The sequence below is a fragment of the Pseudomonas sp. B21-047 genome, assembly GCF_024748775.1.
Taxonomy (GTDB): Bacteria; Pseudomonadota; Gammaproteobacteria; order Pseudomonadales; family Pseudomonadaceae; genus Aquipseudomonas; species Aquipseudomonas capeferrum.
Map to the genome: position 1 here is coordinate 4,575,081 of NZ_CP087169.1, position 21,642 is coordinate 4,596,722.

The following is a 21,642-nucleotide window of genomic DNA, read 5'->3' on the forward strand; positions in this document are numbered from 1 at the left end:
GCATTCCTCGGAAGGGTTGGGGCTTAAACGGTGGCTTGCAGGCCCGCCGCAGTGCGTGGCATCGGCACGAAACCTGGCAACGCCTCGACCCGCGCCAGCCAACTGCGCACGTTGGCGTAAGGCTCCAGCGAGACATTGCCTTCCGGTGCGTGGGCGATATAGGAATAGTTGGCGACGTCGGCGATGGTGGGCGTGCTGCCAGCCAGGAAGGGGGACTTGGCCAGTTCGGCGTCAATCACCTTGAGCAGGGTATGGGCACGACCGATGACTTCATCGGTGTTGAACGAAGCACCGAACACGGTGACCAGGCGAGCGGCGGCCGGGCCGAACGCCAAGGGCCCTGCTGCAACCGATAACCAGTGTTGCACGCGGGCTGCGGCTGCGGGTTCCTCGGGCAACCAGGTGCCGTTGTCGTACTGCTTGGCCAGGTACACCAGGATGGCATTCGAGTCGGCGACGACCGTGCCGTTGTCATCGATGACGGGGACTTGGCCGAACGGGTTGAGGGCAAGGAACTCGGGCTGCTTATGCGCACCCTTGGCCAGGTCGACGAAGACCAGCTCGGTGGGCAGGTTCAGCAGCGAGAGCATCAGCTCAATGCGGTGGGCGTGGCCGGACTTGGGGAAGTTGTAGAGTTTGATTGGGCTCGACATGGGCTTGGCTCCTGGACAGCACCGGAATGGGCTGATGGAGGCCATGTTGAACTGATTCGACAGGCAACAGAATTAGCGCGGGAGGGAAACGATAATTTCGATCAGCGAAACAATCGGGGTAGAAGCGACATCAGGCCGCTTCTACAGGGGATGCGGTCGCTTCAATGACGCTGACGATGGAAACGGTACAACGCGCGTGCCGCGTCGATTACATGGGGGACACAGGCTTGAATGTCGTCCTCGCTCATTTGGTCGAGCAACTCGAAATTGTCTTCCAGGCCGTGCAGCGAGATCGCTTTGAGCAGGGGATCCTGCTCCGCAGGCAACTCGCTCCAGCCTGCGACCTGGGTGCCGCGCATGTAACCGAAGCACCACTCCTCCATGATGATCACTCCGTCTTCACCTTCTTCGAATACCGGCTCGAAGTGATCGACGTTGTCAGCGAGCTCTTCCGCCACCTGGCTGGCATAACGCAACATCAGCGCCGTGTAGGCCTCTTCGTGCGCAGGCTTCTTGAAATTTGGCACCTTGCCACCTGCAACGGCAGGTAACCATTGTTCGGGGTGGACAGTGACCGGCGAGCTGGCAAGGGCGGTGAAAAAGCCATTGAGCTCGGCCAGGTTGATCACCGAATAATCGTTGCCGTAAGTGATCAGCAGGTCTTCAAGGCGGTGGAGTTCTTTTTCGCTGAGGGCGCGGAGCATGTGGGGATCCTAGGGTGAAGATTTGGCCTGCACCCTAGCATATGAGGAAATGGATCGAAGTATTTGTTGCCTGCCGCAAAGCATTCGCGGGCAAGCCCGCGCTCACATGGAATACACCGCCCTTGGGCAAGTTGTAATCCTGTGAGCGTGAGCTTGCCCGCGAACAGGCGGTCAAGCTTTATACCGCCAGCGCGCGCTCACGCAGCTCGCTGTTGAGGATGCGGTCGTTCTCGCTGTAGTCGACCGGGCAGTCGATCACGTGCACACCTGGGGTCTTGATGCAGTGCTCGAGCAGCGGCAGCAAGCCTTCGGCGCTATCCACGCGGTGGCCATTGGCACCGTAGGCTTCGGCGTATTTGACGAAGTCCGGGTTGCCGTAGTCCAGGCCGAAATCGGTGAAGCCCATGTTCGCCTGCTTCCAGCGGATCATGCCGTAGCCGTCGTCACGCAGAATCACCACGGTAACGTGCATGCCCAGACGGACTGCAGTTTCCAGCTCCTGGCTGTTCATCATGAAGCCGCCGTCGCCGCAGACCGAGATCACCGGGCGGTCCGGGTACACCAGGTGCGCCGCCATGGCCGACGGCAGGCCAGCGCCCATGGTCGCCAGGGCGTTGTCGAGCAGCACGGTGTTGGGCTTGTGCGCCTTGTAGTTGCGGGCGAACCAGATTTTGTAGATGCCGTTGTCCAAAGCCACGATGCCTTCGGAAGGCAGTACGCGACGGATGTCGGCCACCAGGCGCTGCGGGTAGATCGGGAAGCGGTCGTCGTCGCCGCCTTCGGCGATTTGGGCTTCGTTGGCTTCACGGATGGCCATCAGGCGGGTGAAGTCCCAGTGCGAGGTATCGCCCAGGCCTTCGGCGATCTGCCAGACGGCGTTGGCGATGTCGCCGATCACTTCAACCTGTGGGAAGTACACGGCATCGACTTCGGCGGAGCGGAAGCTGATGTGAATGACTTCAGTGCCGCCACGGACCATGAAGAACGGCGGCTTTTCGATCACATCGTGGCCGATGTTGATGATCAGGTCGGCGGCTTCGATCGCACGGTGCACGAAGTCACCGGACGACAGCGCGGCGTTACCCAGGAAGCGCGGGCTGCGCTCGTCGACCACGCCCTTGCCCAGCTGAGTGGTGACGAATGGGATACCGGTCTTGTCGATCAATTGCTTGAGGACCTTGGCGGTCATCTTGCGGTTGGCACCGGCGCCGATCACCAGGATCGGGCTGCGCGCGGTGCGCAGTTTCTCGATGGCGGCTTCGATGGCCACATGTTCGGCCAGCGGACGACGGTGCAGGCTGCGCGGGATCGGCATGGCATCGGTCTGCTCGGCAGCGATGTCTTCCGGCAGCTCCAGGTGCACGGCACCGGGCTTTTCCTCTTCGGCCAGGCGGAACGCTTCACGCATGCGCGAAGGGATGTTGTCGGCCGAGGCGAACTGGTGGGTGTACTTGGTGATGGGGTCCATCATGCCGCACACGTCGATGATCTGGAAGCGGCCCTGTTTGGACTTCTTGATCGGCTTCTGGCCGGTAATCATCATCATCGGCATGCCGCCGAGGTAGGCGTAGGCACTGGCGGTGACCAGGTTGGTCGCGCCGGGGCCGAGGGTCGACAGGCTGACGCCGGTCTTGCCGGTCAGGCGGCCATAGGTAGCGGCCATGAAGCCCGCGGATTGCTCGTGACGGGTCAGTACCAGCTTGATCTTCGACTTGCGCAGGGATTCCAGCAGGTCGAGGTTCTCCTCACCGGGAATGCCGAACACATACTCGACACCTTCGTTTTCCAGGCATTGCACAACGACATCGGCGGCCTTGGCCATCTTGCTCTCTACCTCAAGTGATAGGACGGTGAAAGTCCATAAATGCGCAGCACGGCACGCTGGCATCGCTCTATCCGGGCGCGAGGTTGCCCCGAACCTAAGTCTTGACGCAGGCTAGGCAGGGCAAAGTCACGTGTACGAACAGGATTAATTGTCGCACCCTTGAGCGCAGTTGAAGAGGTACAGGACGGACAAAACATCTTTGCCGGGGGACAGGGCTATAGCTATAAAAACGCCAGAAAGACAAAACCCCTACCTGCTTGCGCAGATAGGGGTTTTGCGAAATGAATCTTGACGATGACCTACTCTCACATGGGGAGACCCCACACTACCATCGGCGATGCATCGTTTCACTACTGAGTTCGGGATGGGATCAGGTGGTTCCAATGCTCTATGGTCGTCAAGAAATTCTGTTGCCAGAACGTCCAGATGGACAGCCCAGCGAATTCGGATATGTGATGTTGTGATGCACATTCGAACTTTCGGTTCGTGTGTCTTCACCACCGCAATCTGCATGAGCAAATTGCTTGGGTGTTATATGGTCAAGCCTCACGGGCAATTAGTATTGGTTAGCTCAACGCCTCACAGCGCTTACACACCCAACCTATCAACGTCGTAGTCTTCGACGGCCCTTTAGGGGATTCTAGATCCCAGTGAGATCTCATCTTGAGGCAAGTTTCCCGCTTAGATGCTTTCAGCGGTTATCTCTTCCGAACATAGCTACCCGGCAATGCCACTGGCGTGACAACCGGAACACCAGAGGTTCGTCCACTCCGGTCCTCTCGTACTAGGAGCAGCCCCTCTCAAATCTCAAACGTCCACGGCAGATAGGGACCGAACTGTCTCACGACGTTCTAAACCCAGCTCGCGTACCACTTTAAATGGCGAACAGCCATACCCTTGGGACCGGCTTCAGCCCCAGGATGTGATGAGCCGACATCGAGGTGCCAAACACCGCCGTCGATATGAACTCTTGGGCGGTATCAGCCTGTTATCCCCGGAGTACCTTTTATCCGTTGAGCGATGGCCCTTCCATACAGAACCACCGGATCACTAAGACCTACTTTCGTACCTGCTCGACGTGTTTGTCTCGCAGTCAAGCGCGCTTTTGCCTTTATACTCTACGACCGATTTCCGACCGGTCTGAGCGCACCTTCGTACTCCTCCGTTACTCTTTGGGAGGAGACCGCCCCAGTCAAACTACCCACCATACACTGTCCTCGATCCGGATAACGGACCTGAGTTAGAACCTCAAAGTTGCCAGGGTGGTATTTCAAGGATGGCTCCATGAGAACTGGCGTCCCCACTTCAAAGCCTCCCACCTATCCTACACAAGCAAATTCAAAGTCCAGTGCAAAGCTATAGTAAAGGTTCACGGGGTCTTTCCGTCTAGCCGCGGATACACTGCATCTTCACAGCGATTTCAATTTCACTGAGTCTCGGGTGGAGACAGCGCCGCCATCGTTACGCCATTCGTGCAGGTCGGAACTTACCCGACAAGGAATTTCGCTACCTTAGGACCGTTATAGTTACGGCCGCCGTTTACCGGGGCTTCGATCAAGAGCTTCGCTTGCGCTAACCCCATCAATTAACCTTCCGGCACCGGGCAGGCGTCACACCCTATACGTCCACTTTCGTGTTTGCAGAGTGCTGTGTTTTTAATAAACAGTCGCAGCGGCCTGGTATCTTCGACCGGCATGGGCTTACGGAGCAAGTCCTTAACCCTCGCCGGCGCACCTTCTCCCGAAGTTACGGTGCCATTTTGCCTAGTTCCTTCACCCGAGTTCTCTCAAGCGCCTTGGTATTCTCTACCTAACCACCTGTGTCGGTTTGGGGTACGGTTCCCAGTTATCTGAAGCTTAGGAGCTTTTCTTGGAAGCATGGCATCAACCACTTCGTCGCCTAAAGGCAACTCGTCATCAGCTCTCGGCCTTGAAATCCCGGATTTGCCTAAGATTTCAGCCTACCACCTTAAACTTGGACAACCAACGCCAAGCTGGCCTAGCCTTCTCCGTCCCTCCATCGCAATAACTGCAAGTACAGGAATATTAACCTGTTTTCCATCGACTACGCTTTTCAGCCTCGCCTTAGGGACCGACTAACCCTGCGTCGATTAACGTTGCGCAGGAAACCTTGGTCTTTCGGCGTGGGAGTTTTTCACTCCCATTGTCGTTACTCATGTCAGCATTCGCACTTCTGATACCTCCAGCAAGCTTCTCAACTCACCTTCACAGGCTTACAGAACGCTCCTCTACCGCATCATCATAAGATGATACCCGTAGCTTCGGTGCATGGTTTGAGCCCCGTTACATCTTCCGCGCAGGCCGACTCGACTAGTGAGCTATTACGCTTTCTTTAAAGGGTGGCTGCTTCTAAGCCAACCTCCTAGCTGTCTAAGCCTTCCCACATCGTTTCCCACTTAACCATGACTTTGGGACCTTAGCTGACGGTCTGGGTTGTTTCCCTTTTCACGACGGACGTTAGCACCCGCCGTGTGTCTCCCATGCTCGGCACTTGTAGGTATTCGGAGTTTGCATCGGTTTGGTAAGTCGGGATGACCCCCTAGCCGAAACAGTGCTCTACCCCCTACAGTGATACATGAGGCGCTACCTAAATAGCTTTCGAGGAGAACCAGCTATCTCCGAGCTTGATTAGCCTTTCACTCCGATCCACAGGTCATCCGCTAACTTTTCAACGGTAGTCGGTTCGGTCCTCCAGTCAGTGTTACCTAACCTTCAACCTGCCCATGGATAGATCGCCCGGTTTCGGGTCTATACCCAGCGACTAAACGCCCTATTAAGACTCGCTTTCGCTACGCCTCCCCTATTCGGTTAAGCTCGCCACTGAATATAAGTCGCTGACCCATTATACAAAAGGTACGCAGTCACCTAACAAGTAGGCTCCCACTGCTTGTACGCATACGGTTTCAGGATCTATTTCACTCCCCTCTCCGGGGTTCTTTTCGCCTTTCCCTCACGGTACTAGTTCACTATCGGTCAGTCAGTAGTATTTAGCCTTGGAGGATGGTCCCCCCATATTCAGACAAAGTTTCTCGTGCTCCGTCCTACTCGATTTCATTGATAAGAGATTTTCGTGTACGGGGCTATCACCCACTATGGCCGCACTTTCCAGAGCGTTCCACTAATCTCAAACCAACTTAAGGGCTGGTCCCCGTTCGCTCGCCACTACTAAGGGAATCTCGGTTGATTTCTTTTCCTCAGGGTACTTAGATGTTTCAGTTCCCCTGGTTCGCCTCTTGCACCTATGTATTCAGTACAAGATACTCAGCTTATGCTGAGTGGGTTCCCCCATTCAGAGATCTCTGGATCACAGTCTGTTTGCCGACTCCCCAAAGCTTATCGCAGGCTACCACGTCTTTCATCGCCTCTGACTGCCAAGGCATCCACCGTATGCGCTTCTTCACTTGACCATATAACCCCAAGCAATCTGGTTATACTGTGAAGACGACATTCGCCGAAAATTCGCATGCTGCTCAGTTAAGAGCACATCACAAATTTTACCTTAGCCTGATCCACTACCAGTGAAAGTAGTGTTCAGTCTATTTCTATCACATATCCGAATTTTTAAAGAACGATCTGACAAAAGCCAGAAATCAACATTCGACACGAATGCTCATTTCTGAGTTTGATCAAGGTACTGCAAGAGTGGTGGAGCCAAGCGGGATCGAACCGCTGACCTCCTGCGTGCAAGGCAGGCGCTCTCCCAGCTGAGCTATGGCCCCGCATATTGGTAGGTCTGGGCAGATTTGAACTGCCGACCTCACCCTTATCAGGGGTGCGCTCTAACCAACTGAGCTACAGACCTATATAGGGTCTTGATCGTCTTCACATATGAATCAAGCAATTCGTGTGGGAGCTCATCAGCAGGCTGATGTCGTCGATTAAGGAGGTGATCCAGCCGCAGGTTCCCCTACGGCTACCTTGTTACGACTTCACCCCAGTCATGAATCACACCGTGGTAACCGTCCTCCCGAAGGTTAGACTAGCTACTTCTGGTGCAACCCACTCCCATGGTGTGACGGGCGGTGTGTACAAGGCCCGGGAACGTATTCACCGCGACATTCTGATTCGCGATTACTAGCGATTCCGACTTCACGCAGTCGAGTTGCAGACTGCGATCCGGACTACGATCGGTTTTGTGAGATTAGCTCCACCTCGCGGCTTGGCAACCCTCTGTACCGACCATTGTAGCACGTGTGTAGCCCAGGCCGTAAGGGCCATGATGACTTGACGTCATCCCCACCTTCCTCCGGTTTGTCACCGGCAGTCTCCTTAGAGTGCCCACCATAACGTGCTGGTAACTAAGGACAAGGGTTGCGCTCGTTACGGGACTTAACCCAACATCTCACGACACGAGCTGACGACAGCCATGCAGCACCTGTGTCAGAGTTCCCGAAGGCACCAATCCATCTCTGGAAAGTTCTCTGCATGTCAAGGCCTGGTAAGGTTCTTCGCGTTGCTTCGAATTAAACCACATGCTCCACCGCTTGTGCGGGCCCCCGTCAATTCATTTGAGTTTTAACCTTGCGGCCGTACTCCCCAGGCGGTCAACTTAATGCGTTAGCTGCGCCACTAAAATCTCAAGGATTCCAACGGCTAGTTGACATCGTTTACGGCGTGGACTACCAGGGTATCTAATCCTGTTTGCTCCCCACGCTTTCGCACCTCAGTGTCAGTATCAGTCCAGGTGGTCGCCTTCGCCACTGGTGTTCCTTCCTATATCTACGCATTTCACCGCTACACAGGAAATTCCACCACCCTCTACCGTACTCTAGCTTGCCAGTTTTGGATGCAGTTCCCAGGTTGAGCCCGGGGCTTTCACATTCAACTTAACAAACCACCTACGCGCGCTTTACGCCCAGTAATTCCGATTAACGCTTGCACCCTCTGTATTACCGCGGCTGCTGGCACAGAGTTAGCCGGTGCTTATTCTGTCGGTAACGTCAAAACAGCAAGGTATTCGCTTACTGCCCTTCCTCCCAACTTAAAGTGCTTTACAATCCGAAGACCTTCTTCACACACGCGGCATGGCTGGATCAGGCTTTCGCCCATTGTCCAATATTCCCCACTGCTGCCTCCCGTAGGAGTCTGGACCGTGTCTCAGTTCCAGTGTGACTGATCATCCTCTCAGACCAGTTACGGATCGTCGCCTTGGTGAGCCATTACCCCACCAACTAGCTAATCCGACCTAGGCTCATCTGATAGCGCAAGGCCCGAAGGTCCCCTGCTTTCTCCCGTAGGACGTATGCGGTATTAGCGTTCCTTTCGAAACGTTGTCCCCCACTACCAGGCAGATTCCTAGGCATTACTCACCCGTCCGCCGCTGAATCGAAGAGCAAGCTCTTCTCATCCGCTCGACTTGCATGTGTTAGGCCTGCCGCCAGCGTTCAATCTGAGCCATGATCAAACTCTTCAGTTCAATACTGCTTGGGTTTTTAAGAAACCCTAAACTTGGCTCAGCAATCTCAAATGACTATGTGATTTCTCGCATGGTCACTTGTGATGCTGATAATCTTTGTGACTATCAGTCCGTACTCACAAGCACCCACACGAATTGCTTGATTCAATTTGTTAAAGAGCGGTTGGTTAAGAGCTTTTCGTCTCAACCGAGGCGCGCATTCTACGCTTTCCTCATTTGCTGTCAAGCGTTTATTTTGAAGTTTTTTACTGCTGCTTTCTTTCGAAAGCGTTTAACTTCAACAACTTACCGCTTGCCCCGAAGCGTTCATCGCTGCGAGGAGGCGAATAATACGCGCTTTGAAATCAGAGTCAACACCCTGAGCTGAAAAAACTTTCCAATCGCGGTTTACCCCGCCCGCAACTAATTAAGGCGCAACCGATCTGTAGATAAACACACCACGGAGCGTGGCAATCATGAGCGATGCGCAAAGCGAGAAAACGCCTGGCCTGTCGGCGGATGAAGAGCAGGAAGTAAGCCATAACCAGCCGCCACGGGCAGCGGTGCTGCACGAAATCATTCGCGCCCAAGGCGACCAGGAACTGGAACGCACCCTCGCAGCACTGTGGTGGTCGGCGTTGGCTGCAGGGTTGTCCATGGGGCTTTCGCTCATGGCCATGGGGTTGTTCTATGCCCGCCTGCCGGAAGGCGACAGCGCCCAGGTAATCGCAAGCATCGGCTACAGTGCGGGCTTCCTTGCGGTAATCCTCGCCCGCCAGCAACTGTTCACCGAGAACACGCTGACCGCGGTGCTGCCGGTGATGACCACGCCCACGCTGGCCAACCTCGGCCGCCTGCTGCGCCTATGGAGCGTAGTACTGCTCGGCAACCTGGCGGGCACCTTGCTGGTGGCCTGGGTCATGCTGGAGCTGCCGATCTTCGACAGCAAGACCGACGTGGCCTTCCTCGAGGTCGGCCGCAAGGTAATGAAGAACGACATCAGCCAGATGTTCGCCAAAGGCATCGTCTCGGGCTGGATGATCGCAACCATGGTCTGGATGATTCCGTCGATGGAGCACGCCAAGATCTGGATCATCCTGATGATCACGTACTTCATGGCCTTGGGTGACTTCACCCATATCGTCGTCGGCTCGGTCGAGGTGTCCTACCTGGTCTGGGCCGGTGAAGAGACCTGGCGCAGCTTCTTGATGGAGTTCGCCCTGCCGACCTTGGCCGGCAACATCATTGGTGGCAGCTTCATCTTTGCGCTGATCAGCCATGCGCAGGTACGCAGTGACAGCGGCAAGCCGCCTTCGCGGCTGCTGGACGACCAGGCGCCGCCCTCCCCGCGTCGGCAAGAGGCGGGGAAATGACCCTTAGCGCACCGCCACTGCACGCTCGGCCGTCCGCCTGCGCTCTTGCGCAGGCCTTGGTTGCCACCAATTCTGCCCGGCATGGGGCGAGTCCAGGCTGACCCGCTCGCCCATTTGCGGCGTGCTTAGCCGCACCTGCGCTTGCGCACTCAGCGCCAGAATGCGCTCGAACGGCTCCTGCCAGCCATGGATGGACAAGTCGAACGTGCCGTTGTGAATCGGCAGCAACCAGCGCCCGCGCAGGTCCAGGTGTGCCTGCAGGCTCTGTTCTGGCTGCATGTGCACGTTCGGCCACGCGACGTTATAGGCCCCGGTTTCGATCAGGGTCAGGTCGAAAGGCCCGAAGCGCTCGCCAACTTGCCTGAAGCCATCGAAGTACCCGGTATCACCGCTGAAGAACACCTTCAGCTGTTCATCAATGATCACCCACGACGCCCACAAGGTCTGATTGCTGTCGAACAGACCACGCCCAGAAAAATGCTGCGCCGGGGTCGCGACGAAACGCACGCCGTCGACCTCGGTCTCCTGCCACCAATCCAACTGACGTACCTTGTCAGGCTCAACGCCCCATTCGATCAACCGGTCACCCACGCCAAGCGGGGCCAGGAAAAGCCCGGTACGCGGAGCAAGCCGACGAATCGCCTGCTCGTCCAGGTGGTCGAAGTGATCATGGGACAGAATTACCGCAGCCAACGGCGGCAACTCGTCCAGCCCAAGTGGTGGGGCATGAAAACGTTGCGGCCCTGCCCATTGCACCGGGGAGGCGCGCTTGGCGAATACCGGGTCGGTGATGAAGAAGCGACCCCGCAGCTTGAGCAATATCGTGGAATGGCCCAAGCGCCAGAGGCTGTGATCAGGTGCGTCGAGCACCTGCTGCCGGGTCATGGGCTGCACGGCGATGGGGTTGGCAGGGCGGGTTTCGGGGGGTTTGCGCAAGAACAGGTACTTGAGGCCAATGCGCAGCTTCTTCATCACGCCGTCCTGCGGCAGGCGTGCCTGGTTGTGGAACCGTCCGTCCCAGTGTGGCGCCGGCTCACCGGCAGCGTTAGCGGTGGGGACCATGAGCAGCAGCACTCCGAGCAACAGGAAAGCCTTCATATTACCCCACAGTGATCGCATCAACCGTGAATTGGCTTGTAAGGTCATTTTTCATAGATGAAACACTGTTCAACAATATTCACGCGAGTTATGCGATAAACGGCGCCTTGGCAGAAGAATGATAACCATGATGGACAAACGCAGCGGCAAGGGACTTACTTTCGTCAAGCGCATCTACCTGCCGCGCATCATCGGTATGGGCATCGGTCTGTTCAGTGTAATGGCAGCGGTGGCGCCGCTGTCGCCGCCCATGTGGGCCTGGCTGCTGTTACTGTTCAATGGCCTTTTCTGGCCACATGCCGCCTACCTCTGGGCAATCCGCTCGGCAACGCCTTACCAGGCAGAGCAACGCAACTTGCTGCTGGACTCGCTGATGGGCGGCTTCTGGACTGCCACCATGCAGTTCAACCCACTGCCCAGCGTCACCGTTCTGTCGATGATGACCATGAACAACGTCGCCGCAGGTGGCAAGCGCCTGCTCGTACGCGGTGTACTGGCACAGCTCGCCGGTATGCTCGGGGCCACGCTGGTGTTCGGCCCCGGTCTACAACTCAATGCCACACCACTGCAGGTTTACGCGTGCCTGCCAATGTTGACGCTCTACCCCTTGGCCCTTGGCTGGGTCTGCTACCAACTGGCAATCAAGCTGGCCGAGCACAAACGCCGCCTCAGTGCGCTGAGCCTTACCGACAGCTTGACCGGCTTGCTCAACCACGGGGCCTGGAAAGACCTGTTGCAGGTCAGGTTCCAGACCTGCCAGCAACAACAGCAGCATGCGGTGATCGCCCTCATCGACATCGACCACTTCAAGACCATCAACGACACCTTTGGCCACGTGGTCGGCGATTGCGTACTACGCCAGATGAGCGAAGAGCTCAAACGCAACCTGCGTGATGTCGACCAGGCCGGGCGCTATGGCGGCGACGAATTCTGCGTGATCCTGCCAGACACTCACGAGGCGCAGGCCTGCCAGGCCATGGAGCGCTTGCGCGAGCGGGTGGCGAACTATCGCAATCCGCAGCTGCCGCATTTGCGCATCAGCCTCAGCATTGGCTTGTCCGCGTTTCATGCAGACCTTGAATCGCCCGAGCACTGGCTCGAACAGGCTGACAAGGCGTTATACACCGCCAAGCACGCTGGTCGTGACCAGGTCAATTTCGCGCAAAGCGAGGCCGCCGGGCTCAGGCTGGCCTATCCTGACTGAACCTCCTTCCTGATTGCCCTGCGGGAGGCTGCAGTTCTTGAAGGAGTCGCTCGCGCATGGCCAGGAACGCCGACCTTCCACCCACCCTTGCCACCCCACATTTCCAAGTCCGCCGCTTGATTGCAGGCTTTTGCGCGGTTTTCGCCTTGGCCTGCCTGGTCACGTTGGGCGCTTTGCTCAATATTGCTGCCACCCTCGATCGCCAGGAGCAGCAACGCAGCGCCTTCCATGCCACCCAGGCCCTCGAACAACGGCTGCTCGCCTCACGCCAGTTTCTGTCCAGCTATGCCGTGTGGGATGCGGCCTTCGAGCACCTGGCCGGCAAGGCCGACTGGCAATGGGCCTATGAGCAGAAGAACGTCGGCGAATCGCTGTACAGCGCCAATGGCTATGAAGGTATATTCGTGGTGGACGACCAGCGCACCACCTACGCCCTGTTCAAAGGCAAGCCCAGCGTGGCGCAAGCCAGTACCTATATAGAAGCGCCCCTGCAACCGATCATCAGCCAAGCGCGGGCGGCTGCCAGCGCTCGCGAACAAATTACCCGGTTCGTGCTGTTCAACGGCTGGCCTGCAGTGCTCAGCGCGGCCGCCGTACGCCCCGACAAAGACGTGTCGGCCAGCGAAGTGAGCCAGGCGCCCGTCATGCTGTTCGTCGACCAGTTGACCGAGGACAAGCTCGCACGCCTGGGCACCGGTGCGGGCCTGGCGGGTATGCATATCGAGAAACACGGCACAGGTGAGCATGGCCATCAGCGCATCGAGCTGGGCGATACCGGCTACCACCTGGCCTGGACCAGCCCGCTGCCGGGGCAGCAACTGCTGTGGGCGATGTTGCCTGCGCTGCTCTGCGCCTTGTTGATCCTGGGCCTGGTGATGCTCTACCTGTTCCGCCATGCCCTGCGCAGCTCCCGCGCCATCGACCTCAGCCTCAAGCGCCTGCAACAGAGCAACCAGGCCCTGGAGGCCAGCGAGCAGCGTTTTCGCGCCGTGGCCGAAGCCGCTTCCGACTGGATCTGGGAAACCGACCGGCAACAACGCCTGACCTATCTTTCCCAACGTTTCGTCAGCGTCACCGGCTACCCGGTTGACGACTGGCTGGGCCAGCCGGTCAACCAGCTGCTGGCCTGCGATACCACGCCGCTGTCGCCTTGGCTCGACGCATTGGCCGCCACCGACCCCCAGCAGTTGGCAAACCTGCGCTGCACCTACCGTGACCACAACGGGCAGAACCGCTACTGCCGCATCTCGGCGCGAGCGATCTGGTACGACGGCAAGCCTACCGGCTTTCGCGGTACCGCCAGCGACATCACGGACGAGGTCGACGCCCATGCGCGCATCCAGCACCTCTCGCTGCACGACCCACTGACCGGGCTGGCCAACCGCAACAAACTCGCCCGGCATCTCGAACAGGTACTGCTGCGCGGCAGCGACTCGCCGCCACTCACTTTACTGCTGCTGGACCTGGACAACTTCAAGCCGATCAACGATTCCCTCGGCCACGCCGCCGGTGACGCCGTGCTGCAAGAGGTGGCGACACGCCTGCGCGACACCACCCGCGATGTCGACCTGGTCGCACGCCTGGGGGGTGACGAGTTCATCCTGGTTCTGACTGGCATGGAGAACCGCAGCGAGGTCGATCGCTTCTGCGCACGCCTGATCAGCCTGTTGCAGCAACCTATCGTGTTTGACAACCAGCCTCTGCACATTGGCGCCAGCATCGGCGTCGCGCAAAGCCGCACCCTGGGCTTCGATGCCGGCGAGCTGATCCGCTGCGCCGACATCGCGCTGTACCAGGCCAAGGCAGATGGCAAGAGCACCTGGCGCTATTTCGCCGCCGAAATGAACCAGCAGATCCAGTACCGCCGCCAACTGGAAAACGATTTGCGCCGTGCCCTGCAGAACCAGGAGTTCGAGCTGCACTACCAACCGCGTTATCGCCTGGGCGACCTGCGCATCGTCGCGGTCGAAGCCCTGCTGCGCTGGCAGCACCCGCACGAAGGGCTGCTGGGGCCAGACACCTTCATCCCGCTGGCCGAGCAGAGCGACATCATTGTTGCGCTGGGCCGTTGGGTGCTGCGCGAAGCCTGCCGCACGGCCCACGACTGGCCGGCAGACCTGGTGATTTCGGTGAACCTGTCGCCCGCCCAGTTCTTGCGCAGCGATGTGGTGGCCGATGTGCGCGACATCCTGCTGGAAACCGCGCTACCCGCTCAGCGCCTGGAGCTGGAGATCACCGAGAACGTGATGCTCAACGACATCGAAGGCGCACTCAGCACCATGCTGTCACTCAAGGAGCTTGGCGTGCGCCTGAACATGGACGACTTTGGCACCGGTTACTCGTCGCTGGGCTATCTGCGCACCTACCCGTTCGACAGCATAAAGATCGACAAACGCTTCATCGCCGGCCTGAACAACACCAGTGGCAATGATCGCGCTGTGGTCCAGGCGATCATCAACCTGGGCGAAGCCATGGGGCTGACGGTGACCGCCGAGGGCGTGGAGAGTGAACAACAGCTCAGGACGCTGGAGAAGGATCGCTGCCATGAAGTGCAGGGTTACTTCCTGAGCCGACCTTTGACGAAAGAAAGCCTTGAGGCGCTGCTGCGACAGGCACCCGAAGGCTCGGCACACCATCTGTTGTAGGAACAACCTATTCGCGGTGCACGGATGTTCCTACACAGGGGCCATCAGCGTTTATTGCGTTCGGCCACAATCTCCGGCAAATCGCTGCGCCGCAAGTAGGTACGCAAGGGCTCGCCGATGTTCAGGCGGTCGTCCACATGCTGCTCCAGCAACAGTGCCAGGCGCGACCGGCACAAGGCCATGCGCGGCCCTTGCTCGGGTCGCCAGACGAATTCGTTGCAGGGGGTGATACTGTCGTCGGCCACGTCCATGCCGAACGCGTCCTCGGAAAAACGCACGATATGAACGCCGCGCTTGCCATGAAAGCCGACGAAACCGTTGAGCTGCTCTGCGGCGTTGCAGATGTCCTGGGAAGTGATGGCCATGACGTAACCTCGCAATGAAAGGAAGTGACGCACGCCGGGCTGCAAACGGTCGCCTCTGCCGGGCGACTCGCAAAGGCCAGCCTAACGCAAGTGGTAGAGCATTCGCCAAGGTTTTTCATCATCCTGCCAAAGGCCCGCTAGAATGGTCCTGAACCCCCTTCGTCGCCAACACTGGGACTGTTAATGACCGACGCCATCCATGCCGACATTGCCACGATCGGCCGCATTAATGCTGTGCCCGCCATCCTCCAGGTGATCTGCGAAACAACGGGCATGCGCTTCGCCGCCGTGGCCCGGGTAACCGATAGCAACTGGACGGCATGTGCCGTGCTCGACACCCTGGGTTTTGGCCTGACCGCGGGCGGTGAACTCGATGTCGCCACCACGCTGTGCCACGAAATCCGCAGCACGCACCAGACCATCGTGATCGACAAGGCCAGCGAAGACGAGCAGTACTGCCGGCACCACACGCCTCAGCTCTATCGCTTCGAAAGCTACATTTCAGTGCCGGTGTTCCGGACCGATGGCCGCTTCTTCGGCACCATCTGCGCCCTCGACCCTTTACCCGCAGCGCTTAAAGGCAGTGCCATCCAGCCGATGATGGAATCCTTCGCCCGGCTGCTGGCCATCCAGATCGAAAGCGAGGAAGGCGCCCAGCGCACCGAACAGGCCCTGCGCAAGGAGCGGGCCATGGCCGAAGTGCGCGAACAGTTCATTGCCGTGCTCGGCCATGACCTGCGCAACCCGCTGTTCGCCATCACCGCCGGTGCCGAGCTGCTCACCCAGCGCCTGCAGGACGACCAGCAGCGCACTATCGCCCAGCACATCCTCACTTGCGGCCGGCGTGCCTCGCAGCTGGTGCGCGATGTGCTGGACTTTGCCCGCGGCCGCCTCGGTGCCGGCATCCCCTTGAACCTGCAGGCTTGCCCTGACCTTGCCGAAGGCCTGCGGCATGTCGCCTCGGAACTGCAACAGGTGCATCCGCAGCGGCGGATCGTGCTGGACATCGGCGACATCGGCGGGCTGTACTGTGATCGCGAACGGGTCACCCAACTGCTCTCGAACCTGATCGCCAATGCCCTGACCCACGGCGACCCGCAAGGGCCGGTAGCGGTCAAGGCGGCCCTCCAGGCCGGTGAGTTCGTGCTGAGCGTGCACAACCACGGCGCCCCCATCGCCGTGCAGACCCTGGCGCAATTGTTCCAACCCTTCTCCCGCCCGCTGTCACAGGTACCGCAGCAAGGCCTTGGGCTCGGGCTGTACATCGCCAACCAGATCGCGCTGGCACATGGTGGGCGCATGGAGGTGCTCTCCAACGAACACAACGGTACCTTGTTCAGCTTCCGTCTGCCGCTGGGTCAACCTGGGGCGCCAGCAGCACCGCCAGCCAGTACATGAAGGCCTGCACCCGCCGTGGCACGTGCCAGGGCGATCACTGTTGACCCCGATCTTCATGCACTTGCACGCTGGCGGTCATGCCAGCACTGAGGTTCACCCCTTGCGGGATCTGGTCGAGGCGGATCCGTACCGGTATCCGCTGCGCCAACCGCACCCAGTTGAAGGTCGGTTCGACTTCCGGCAGCAGCTGGCTGTCGGGGTTGCTGTTGCGGTCGGTAATACCGCGGCTGATGCTCTGCACATGCCCTTGCATCGCCTCGCCCGCCCCCATCAGCCACACCTTCACCCGGTCACCCACACGGATGCGCGGTAGCTTGGTTTCTTCGAAGTAAGCCTGGATATAGAAAGTCGAGTCATCCACCAGGGCCATGACCGACTCACCGGTGTTCACGTAGTTGCCCTGGGCCAAGCGCAGGTTGGTGATGTGCCCGCTGCGCGGCGCGCGCACTTCACTGCGCGCCAGGTTGATTTTGGCCACCTGCAATTGCGCTTGGGCCTCATGCAGTTCGCCACGGGCGATGGCGGCATTGATCTGGGCGTTTTCCCGCAGCTCGGCACTGATCGCCTCCGGCCCCAAGGCAGTACGCCGCGCCGCTTCGCGCTCGCGCAGGCGCAGTTGCTGCGCGCGGGTCTCGGTCACGGCGCTGGCCTGGTCGAATGCTGCCTGAAAGCGCTCGCTGTCGATGCTCATGAGCAGATCACCCGCGTTCACCTGCTGGTTGTCATGCACCTTCAGCTCGCGCACCCAGCCGGACACGTCCGGCGCGATCACCACCACGTCGGCGCGCACACGCGCATCGCGGGTCCAGGGGGTGAGCATGTAGTACTGCCACAGCTGGTAGCCTGCCAACAGGGCCAGGGCCACCACACACAGTGTCACCAAGGTACGTACGACGGTACGCATCGAATCACTCCTTACTTGAACCCTGACAAAAACCCTTATGCAGCGCCCAGCACGCGCACTACCAGGTACAACACGCACACAAACAATGCCGCGTCGAACAGTGCTTCATGCCAGATCCAGCGGCCCAACGGCGTGGCCTGTACCAACAAGCGCAGCAGCCCGGTGCACACCAGCGCCAGCAGTACATAAACCAGAAACGGGCTCAACAGCACGCCGCCCAGCGCCCATTCACGCAACCCCATGCACGTCCTCCTGCCAGCGGCACCACTTGCCCCAGCTCTTCTGCAACTGCAGTACCGCGCCTTCGGCCAGGCGCAGCGGATCGCTCGCAGGCAGCCGGCGCAACGCTTCGATGAATTGCGCGCTGGCGTTGTCCAGTCGCTGCCCGCGCCCAGGCGCAGGCCCTTTGGCCAGCACGGCCTCTACCTGTTGCAGGTACTCGCGTTCGGCCCGGCCCAACGGCGCCTGGGCGACCGCCAGGCACATGCGCAGGTGCACCAGTTCGTCGCCGATGTCCAGGCCATGCAGGCCATCGTCCCAGCGCTTGCGCTCGCTTTCAGGCAACTCGCTGGCATGCCGCGCCAGCTGCATGAGGCGGTCGGCCATACGCCCGCCAAACCAGCTGTCGGCGCCACGCAGGTCGCGCCGGGTCAGGCGCACCAGGTCGTGCTGGGTCGCTGCCCGCAGGCGCCGGCCAAGCCACGCCGGGTGGCGAAACACCAGCAAACGGAACGCCATGACCGCCGCAGACACACCCACCAGCATGGCCAACGCACTGTTGAGCATGCTGGCCACGCCAAATTGCATGGCATTGAGCGGCGACACCAGGACAATGAAGTGCAGGCAATAGGAGGTGGCGGTAGCGCCGGTACGCGGGTGGGCCATGCCCAGCGCGCCCAGAAACAGCGGCACGCCCATGCCCAGGCAGAGCATGGCGAAGCTGCTCCATTGGGGCAGCAGAATTTGCCCGACCAAGAATGCCGCCGGGATCGCCAAAAAGATGCCACGCAAGAAACTGAGGCCGATCTGGGCGCCGTTTTCGCGGCTGGCGAACAGGCTGCAGACCACACAGGTCAATACCAGCCCCCCCGGCGCCGATGGCCAGGCTGTTGCCAGCCAGAAACCACTCATCACCAGAAACGCCAACGCGCTGCGTGAACCGAACAACAGGGCCAGCGACCAATCGCGGTGCGCGGCCAGGCCCTGGGGCACATCCTTGGGCGCCCTGCCCGCTTCGACGTCGTCCAGCGCCTGGGTCGCGGCCATGGCGTAATCCAGCAACAGCGCCATGCGTGCCAGGCAGTAATGTTCTGCAGAGCTGATCTGCTCGTCATGGGCGGCATCCCAGATGCGCTGACGCAACAGCAACAGGCTCGGTTGATCGGGGTTGCCCAACTGCGCGCGCAACGCTTCCAACCAGGGCGCCAAGTGCCGAGTTTCCTGCTCATCAAGCTGGCGCCACTGCCGGCGCACCGCGCGGGAGATACGCAGCAGTACCATCAGCTTCTGGCTCAGGCCACGGATGGCGCGGGCGCGCTGGCGCCCGCGGTTGCCTTCGAACCAGGCATGTTCGCGCTGGCTGTCGATGGCAACGATACGCCCCAGGCTTTCCAGCAACCCTTTGCGCGCGTCATCTTCGCCGCCGAGCATGGCGCTGGCTGCCTGCAGGCCATTGTGCCAAGCCTGCCGGGCCTGCCCGCTCAATTGCTGTTCCACGCGCATGGGCCAGATGAGGGCGCTGGTGGCAGTGGCGCAAAAAATCCCCAGGCAGATCTCGGTGCAGCGGGCCACAGCCTGATCGAACACCTGCAACGGGTGGTCGATCGCCGGCAAGGCGATGATCGCTGCGGTGTAGCCGGCCAGCACGAAGGCGTAAGCCCAGGCACTGCGCAGCTGGGTCGAAGCCGCCGTGCACAGGGCCAGCCACAGCGCCAGGGTGATCAAAAACAGGCCTGGGGTCTGGGCGAACAGGCCGATGAACAGCACCGACATGAAGGTGCCGACCAAGGTGCCGGCCAGACGTGCAAGGCCCTTTTGCACCACCATGCCCGACAGCGGCTGGGCCACGATAAAGGCGGTCATCAGTGCCCATGAAGGCTGCTCCAGCCCCCAACGCATCGCCAGCCATAGCGCCAGGCCACCGCCAAGTACGGTCTTGATGGCGAACTTCAGGGCGAGGCTGCTGGGTGCGAACAGGGCCTGGAGAGTGATGGGCACGAGGCGGACCTTGCGGGGATGGTCAGGTAAACGATAGACAATGAAGAGAAGGATAATGCGCAAACGATTAATTAGCTAGCTAATCATCTTTTAAGGGCTGTGCTGCGTGGCATTTTCCAGGCAAAAAAAATGGGCGACCGAAGTCGCCCTAAATGCCTTGCGTGCTCGTGAACCCAGAAGGTCAGCGCGGCTTGCGCTTGTTCGAGTCCTTCCAGATGAAAATGCCCAGACCGGCAAAGAACGCGACCATCAACCCGACCGTTACCACACCTGCGATAACCACGTTGTCGAAGAACATGTCGGCCTCCCTCTTCGTTTGCCGTTGTCCGATGGATGCAAGGTAACGAATGTGGGGGCACAGAAAATTGATCGGGGTCAATGGTGCCCGAGACCGGGCACGCGAGGCGGGCGCAGGTTTGACCTGCGTCAAGTTTCAGCGCTTCTTGGGCTTGCCCTTGGGTTTCTTTTTCTTGGCTGCGCTCAAGGGCATGGCCTGCTCGAAGGCCTGGCGCACTTCGTTGAGGCGCTTTTCCTTGAGGTCGTGGACGCGCTTGGCACGTTCGGCATCGAAATCGATGAGGTTGTCTTGGCTCATGGGTGGGCTCGACGATCAACGGAGGCTTGCATGATGAAGCCAGGCGCGGACGCTGACCAGCCCCGCGTCAGACTTCGATGTCGACCAGCAGCCCCTGACGCGGGCGCTCGCCCATCAGCGGTGCCACCGGTACGGTATTGTCGGCGTTGACCTCATCGCCGGGTAGCGCGCTGTAACGCTCGCCGTCGTTTTTTTGTCGACGCTGCTGTTGCCGTCGTTGTTCATCACGCAGCAGCAAGGCCTGCTCTTGCGGGTCGCGCTGCTGCTTGAGGTCGATCGCGCTTTCACCGGACGAAGGCTGCGTGGGAACCACCGGCTTGATGTCGGGGGTTGGCTTGACCGGGTCCTGTTGCGAGGTTACCGGTGCTGCACTGAGCGGAATGATCGGCGGCAACATGGAAAGTCTCCTATTACCCCTGTATCGGCGGCTGGTCACCTACCTTGAATACAGACAACGCTTACTCGGTTTCGTCGTCAGGGTCGTCGTCACTCGGCGGGCTGGCCTCACTCCAGGGCCGCTTGTAGACCTGTTGCCAGACCGCGTCCATGTGGTCGCGCAGTACCTGCGGCGCGGCCTTGAGCGAGGCGCTGTCCTCGCGTTCTCCGCCTATCGGGTCTTCGCCGGCGGGCGTGATCAGCGACTCCCCGGTAATGGTGTAGCTGGCCTGCCCTTCGCGCATCTCGATGGCGATATCGTGCGGGTCGATCCCCCCGCCGCAGAAGGCATGGCTAGCTACCGTCAGTTCGGCGACCCCGTCCTTGTTCAGGTCACTGACATCGCTGACATCGGTATAGAAGTCGACATCCAGGTCCAAGCCTGGGCAGGTGGTTTCCTGTTCGACCTGCCAGCGTGCCTTGAACGCATCGCGTTCTGCCGTGCGCCCATACAGCGTGGCCTTGAGCACCACCTTGTCGACTTCCTGCTGGTTTTCGGCGTCGGTGGCCTGGCCATCGGTGCGGCTGAGCACCAACAGGCCTTCACCCTCGCGGTCACGAAAATGCACGCTCTTGATCGGCGTCTGCACGCCCAGCGCCTCAAGCTGCTCGGGCGCAATGGCCGGCAAGGTCTCGAAGTTTTTTTGCTCGCACGCAGCCAGCAGCACGAGGCTGCCCACGGCCAGGGAAGCGTTCAACCAGCGGTGCTTGGCGGACATGTCGGTGCGCAGCCCTCGTCGGCAAGACGGTGTTGGTCGATGAAACGGCTAGACTGTTGGTCTTTGGCACCCATCGGTGCACTTCAACACTT

16 protein-coding genes, 2 tRNA genes and 3 rRNA genes are annotated in these 21,642 nt (G+C 59.6%); 4 read left to right on the forward strand and 17 right to left on the reverse strand.

Going from position 1 to position 21,642, the window contains the following annotated elements; translation table 11 throughout:
- Positions 1-23 precede the first annotated feature (23 nt).
- The 8 genes from LOY26_RS20680 to LOY26_RS20715 form a co-directional block, all read right to left on the reverse strand.
- Positions 24-653, reverse strand: a complete 630-nt coding sequence (locus LOY26_RS20680; protein WP_186658231.1) for a glutathione S-transferase family protein — start codon at positions 651-653, stop codon at positions 24-26.
- A 161-nt stretch (positions 654-814) separates the two neighbouring features.
- Complete coding sequence (locus tag LOY26_RS20685; RefSeq protein ID WP_186658228.1) at positions 815-1,357, reverse strand: UPF0149 family protein; 543 nt, start codon at positions 1,355-1,357, stop codon at positions 815-817.
- Between the two features lie 178 nt (positions 1,358-1,535).
- Positions 1,536-3,179 carry an acetolactate synthase large subunit gene (locus tag LOY26_RS20690; protein WP_033699916.1) on the reverse strand — a complete coding sequence of 548 codons (1,644 nt, stop codon included), beginning with the start codon at positions 3,177-3,179 and terminating at the stop codon, positions 1,536-1,538.
- A gap of 289 nt (positions 3,180-3,468) precedes the next feature.
- Positions 3,469-3,584, reverse strand: a 5S ribosomal RNA gene (gene rrf / locus LOY26_RS20695).
- Positions 3,585-3,717: 133 nt separating this feature from the next.
- Positions 3,718-6,609: ribosomal RNA gene (locus tag LOY26_RS20700) — 23S ribosomal RNA — on the reverse strand.
- Positions 6,610-6,845: 236 nt separating this feature from the next.
- Positions 6,846-6,921 (reverse strand) — tRNA-Ala (locus tag LOY26_RS20705).
- A gap of 6 nt (positions 6,922-6,927) precedes the next feature.
- Positions 6,928-7,004 (reverse strand) — tRNA-Ile (locus LOY26_RS20710).
- Between the two features lie 77 nt (positions 7,005-7,081).
- Positions 7,082-8,618 (reverse strand): 16S ribosomal RNA (locus LOY26_RS20715).
- Together the 16S, 23S and 5S rRNA genes with 2 tRNA genes alongside form the textbook arrangement of a ribosomal RNA operon.
- A 455-nt stretch (positions 8,619-9,073) precedes the next feature.
- Here LOY26_RS20715 and LOY26_RS20720 point away from each other — a divergent pair.
- On the forward strand, positions 9,074-9,970 hold the full coding sequence (locus LOY26_RS20720) for a formate/nitrite transporter family protein (protein ID WP_186656884.1): 897 nt from the start codon (positions 9,074-9,076) through the stop codon (positions 9,968-9,970).
- Between the two features lie 3 nt (positions 9,971-9,973).
- Here the strand turns inward: LOY26_RS20720 and LOY26_RS20725 are convergent, their stop codons facing one another.
- Positions 9,974-11,068 (reverse strand): MBL fold metallo-hydrolase, encoded by a 1,095-nt coding sequence (locus LOY26_RS20725; RefSeq protein ID WP_186663461.1) that lies wholly within the window; start codon positions 11,066-11,068, stop codon positions 9,974-9,976.
- A gap of 130 nt (positions 11,069-11,198) precedes the next feature.
- Here LOY26_RS20725 and LOY26_RS20730 point away from each other — a divergent pair, with 130 nt between their 5' ends.
- Both LOY26_RS20730 and LOY26_RS20735 read left to right on the forward strand, forming a co-directional pair.
- Positions 11,199-12,272: a diguanylate cyclase gene (locus tag LOY26_RS20730; protein WP_186663464.1), complete on the forward strand. Its 1,074-nt coding sequence runs from the start codon at positions 11,199-11,201 to the stop codon at positions 12,270-12,272.
- A 56-nt stretch (positions 12,273-12,328) separates the two neighbouring features.
- The gene (locus LOY26_RS20735; RefSeq protein WP_258714052.1) at positions 12,329-14,917 is read left to right on the forward strand and encodes an EAL domain-containing protein; all 2,589 of its coding nucleotides are present in this window, start codon (positions 12,329-12,331) and stop codon (positions 14,915-14,917) included.
- Between the two features lie 44 nt (positions 14,918-14,961).
- Here the strand turns inward: LOY26_RS20735 and LOY26_RS20740 are convergent, their stop codons facing one another.
- A complete protein-coding gene (locus LOY26_RS20740) occupies positions 14,962-15,282 on the reverse strand; it encodes a DUF2025 family protein (protein WP_033702613.1) in 321 nt (106 codons plus the stop codon).
- Between the two features lie 183 nt (positions 15,283-15,465).
- Between LOY26_RS20740 and LOY26_RS20745 the strand changes: the two genes are divergently transcribed.
- On the forward strand, positions 15,466-16,680 hold the full coding sequence (locus LOY26_RS20745) for a GAF domain-containing sensor histidine kinase (protein WP_033702614.1): 1,215 nt from the start codon (positions 15,466-15,468) through the stop codon (positions 16,678-16,680).
- A 34-nt stretch (positions 16,681-16,714) separates the two neighbouring features.
- Here the strand turns inward: LOY26_RS20745 and LOY26_RS20750 are convergent, their stop codons facing one another.
- From LOY26_RS20750 to LOY26_RS20775, 7 genes are all read right to left on the reverse strand, one after another.
- The gene (locus LOY26_RS20750) at positions 16,715-17,584 is read right to left on the reverse strand and encodes an HlyD family secretion protein (RefSeq protein WP_186656876.1); all 870 of its coding nucleotides are present in this window, start codon (positions 17,582-17,584) and stop codon (positions 16,715-16,717) included.
- 35 nt (positions 17,585-17,619) lie between these two features.
- Complete coding sequence (locus tag LOY26_RS20755; protein WP_047583681.1) at positions 17,620-17,826, reverse strand: DUF1656 domain-containing protein; 207 nt, start codon at positions 17,824-17,826, stop codon at positions 17,620-17,622.
- Complete coding sequence (locus tag LOY26_RS20760) at positions 17,813-19,801, reverse strand: FUSC family protein (RefSeq protein ID WP_258714053.1); 1,989 nt, start codon at positions 19,799-19,801, stop codon at positions 17,813-17,815. The genes LOY26_RS20755 and LOY26_RS20760 overlap by 14 nt, the downstream gene beginning before the upstream one ends.
- Positions 19,802-19,982: 181 nt before the next feature.
- On the reverse strand, positions 19,983-20,099 hold the full coding sequence (gene ccoM, locus LOY26_RS26925; RefSeq protein WP_003254862.1) for a cytochrome c oxidase subunit CcoM: 117 nt from the start codon (positions 20,097-20,099) through the stop codon (positions 19,983-19,985).
- A 135-nt stretch (positions 20,100-20,234) separates the two neighbouring features.
- Complete coding sequence (locus LOY26_RS20765) at positions 20,235-20,396, reverse strand: hypothetical protein (protein ID WP_077068735.1); 162 nt, start codon at positions 20,394-20,396, stop codon at positions 20,235-20,237.
- Positions 20,397-20,463: 67 nt separating this feature from the next.
- A complete protein-coding gene (locus LOY26_RS20770) occupies positions 20,464-20,793 on the reverse strand; it encodes a hypothetical protein (RefSeq protein WP_033702619.1) in 330 nt (109 codons plus the stop codon).
- A 61-nt stretch (positions 20,794-20,854) separates the two neighbouring features.
- A complete protein-coding gene (locus LOY26_RS20775; protein WP_033702620.1) occupies positions 20,855-21,550 on the reverse strand; it encodes a M949_RS01915 family surface polysaccharide biosynthesis protein in 696 nt (231 codons plus the stop codon).
- Positions 21,551-21,642: the final 92 nt, after the last annotated feature.

What these genes read in the sequence shown, in the direction of transcription:
- LOY26_RS20680 (WP_186658231.1), bottom strand. Translation starts at nt 653, where the DNA reads ATGTCGAGCCCAATCAAACTCTACAACTTCCCCAAGTCCGGCCACGCC.
- LOY26_RS20685 (WP_186658228.1), bottom strand. Translation starts at nt 1,357, where the DNA reads ATGCTCCGCGCCCTCAGCGAAAAAGAACTCCACCGCCTTGAAGACCTG.
- LOY26_RS20690 (WP_033699916.1), bottom strand. Translation starts at nt 3,179, where the DNA reads ATGGCCAAGGCCGCCGATGTCGTTGTGCAATGCCTGGAAAACGAAGGT.
- LOY26_RS20720 (WP_186656884.1), top strand. Translation starts at nt 9,074, where the DNA reads ATGAGCGATGCGCAAAGCGAGAAAACGCCTGGCCTGTCGGCGGATGAA.
- LOY26_RS20725 (WP_186663461.1), bottom strand. Translation starts at nt 11,068, where the DNA reads ATGAAGGCTTTCCTGTTGCTCGGAGTGCTGCTGCTCATGGTCCCCACC.
- LOY26_RS20730 (WP_186663464.1), top strand. Translation starts at nt 11,199, where the DNA reads ATGGACAAACGCAGCGGCAAGGGACTTACTTTCGTCAAGCGCATCTAC.
- LOY26_RS20735 (WP_258714052.1), top strand. Translation starts at nt 12,329, where the DNA reads ATGGCCAGGAACGCCGACCTTCCACCCACCCTTGCCACCCCACATTTC.
- LOY26_RS20740 (WP_033702613.1), bottom strand. Translation starts at nt 15,282, where the DNA reads ATGGCCATCACTTCCCAGGACATCTGCAACGCCGCAGAGCAGCTCAAC.
- LOY26_RS20745 (WP_033702614.1), top strand. Translation starts at nt 15,466, where the DNA reads ATGACCGACGCCATCCATGCCGACATTGCCACGATCGGCCGCATTAAT.
- LOY26_RS20750 (WP_186656876.1), bottom strand. Translation starts at nt 17,584, where the DNA reads ATGCGTACCGTCGTACGTACCTTGGTGACACTGTGTGTGGTGGCCCTG.
- LOY26_RS20755 (WP_047583681.1), bottom strand. Translation starts at nt 17,826, where the DNA reads ATGGGGTTGCGTGAATGGGCGCTGGGCGGCGTGCTGTTGAGCCCGTTT.
- ccoM (WP_003254862.1), bottom strand. Translation starts at nt 20,099, where the DNA reads ATGTTCTTCGACAACGTGGTTATCGCAGGTGTGGTAACGGTCGGGTTG.
- LOY26_RS20765 (WP_077068735.1), bottom strand. Translation starts at nt 20,396, where the DNA reads ATGAGCCAAGACAACCTCATCGATTTCGATGCCGAACGTGCCAAGCGC.
- LOY26_RS20770 (WP_033702619.1), bottom strand. Translation starts at nt 20,793, where the DNA reads ATGTTGCCGCCGATCATTCCGCTCAGTGCAGCACCGGTAACCTCGCAA.
- LOY26_RS20775 (WP_033702620.1), bottom strand. Translation starts at nt 21,550, where the DNA reads ATGTCCGCCAAGCACCGCTGGTTGAACGCTTCCCTGGCCGTGGGCAGC.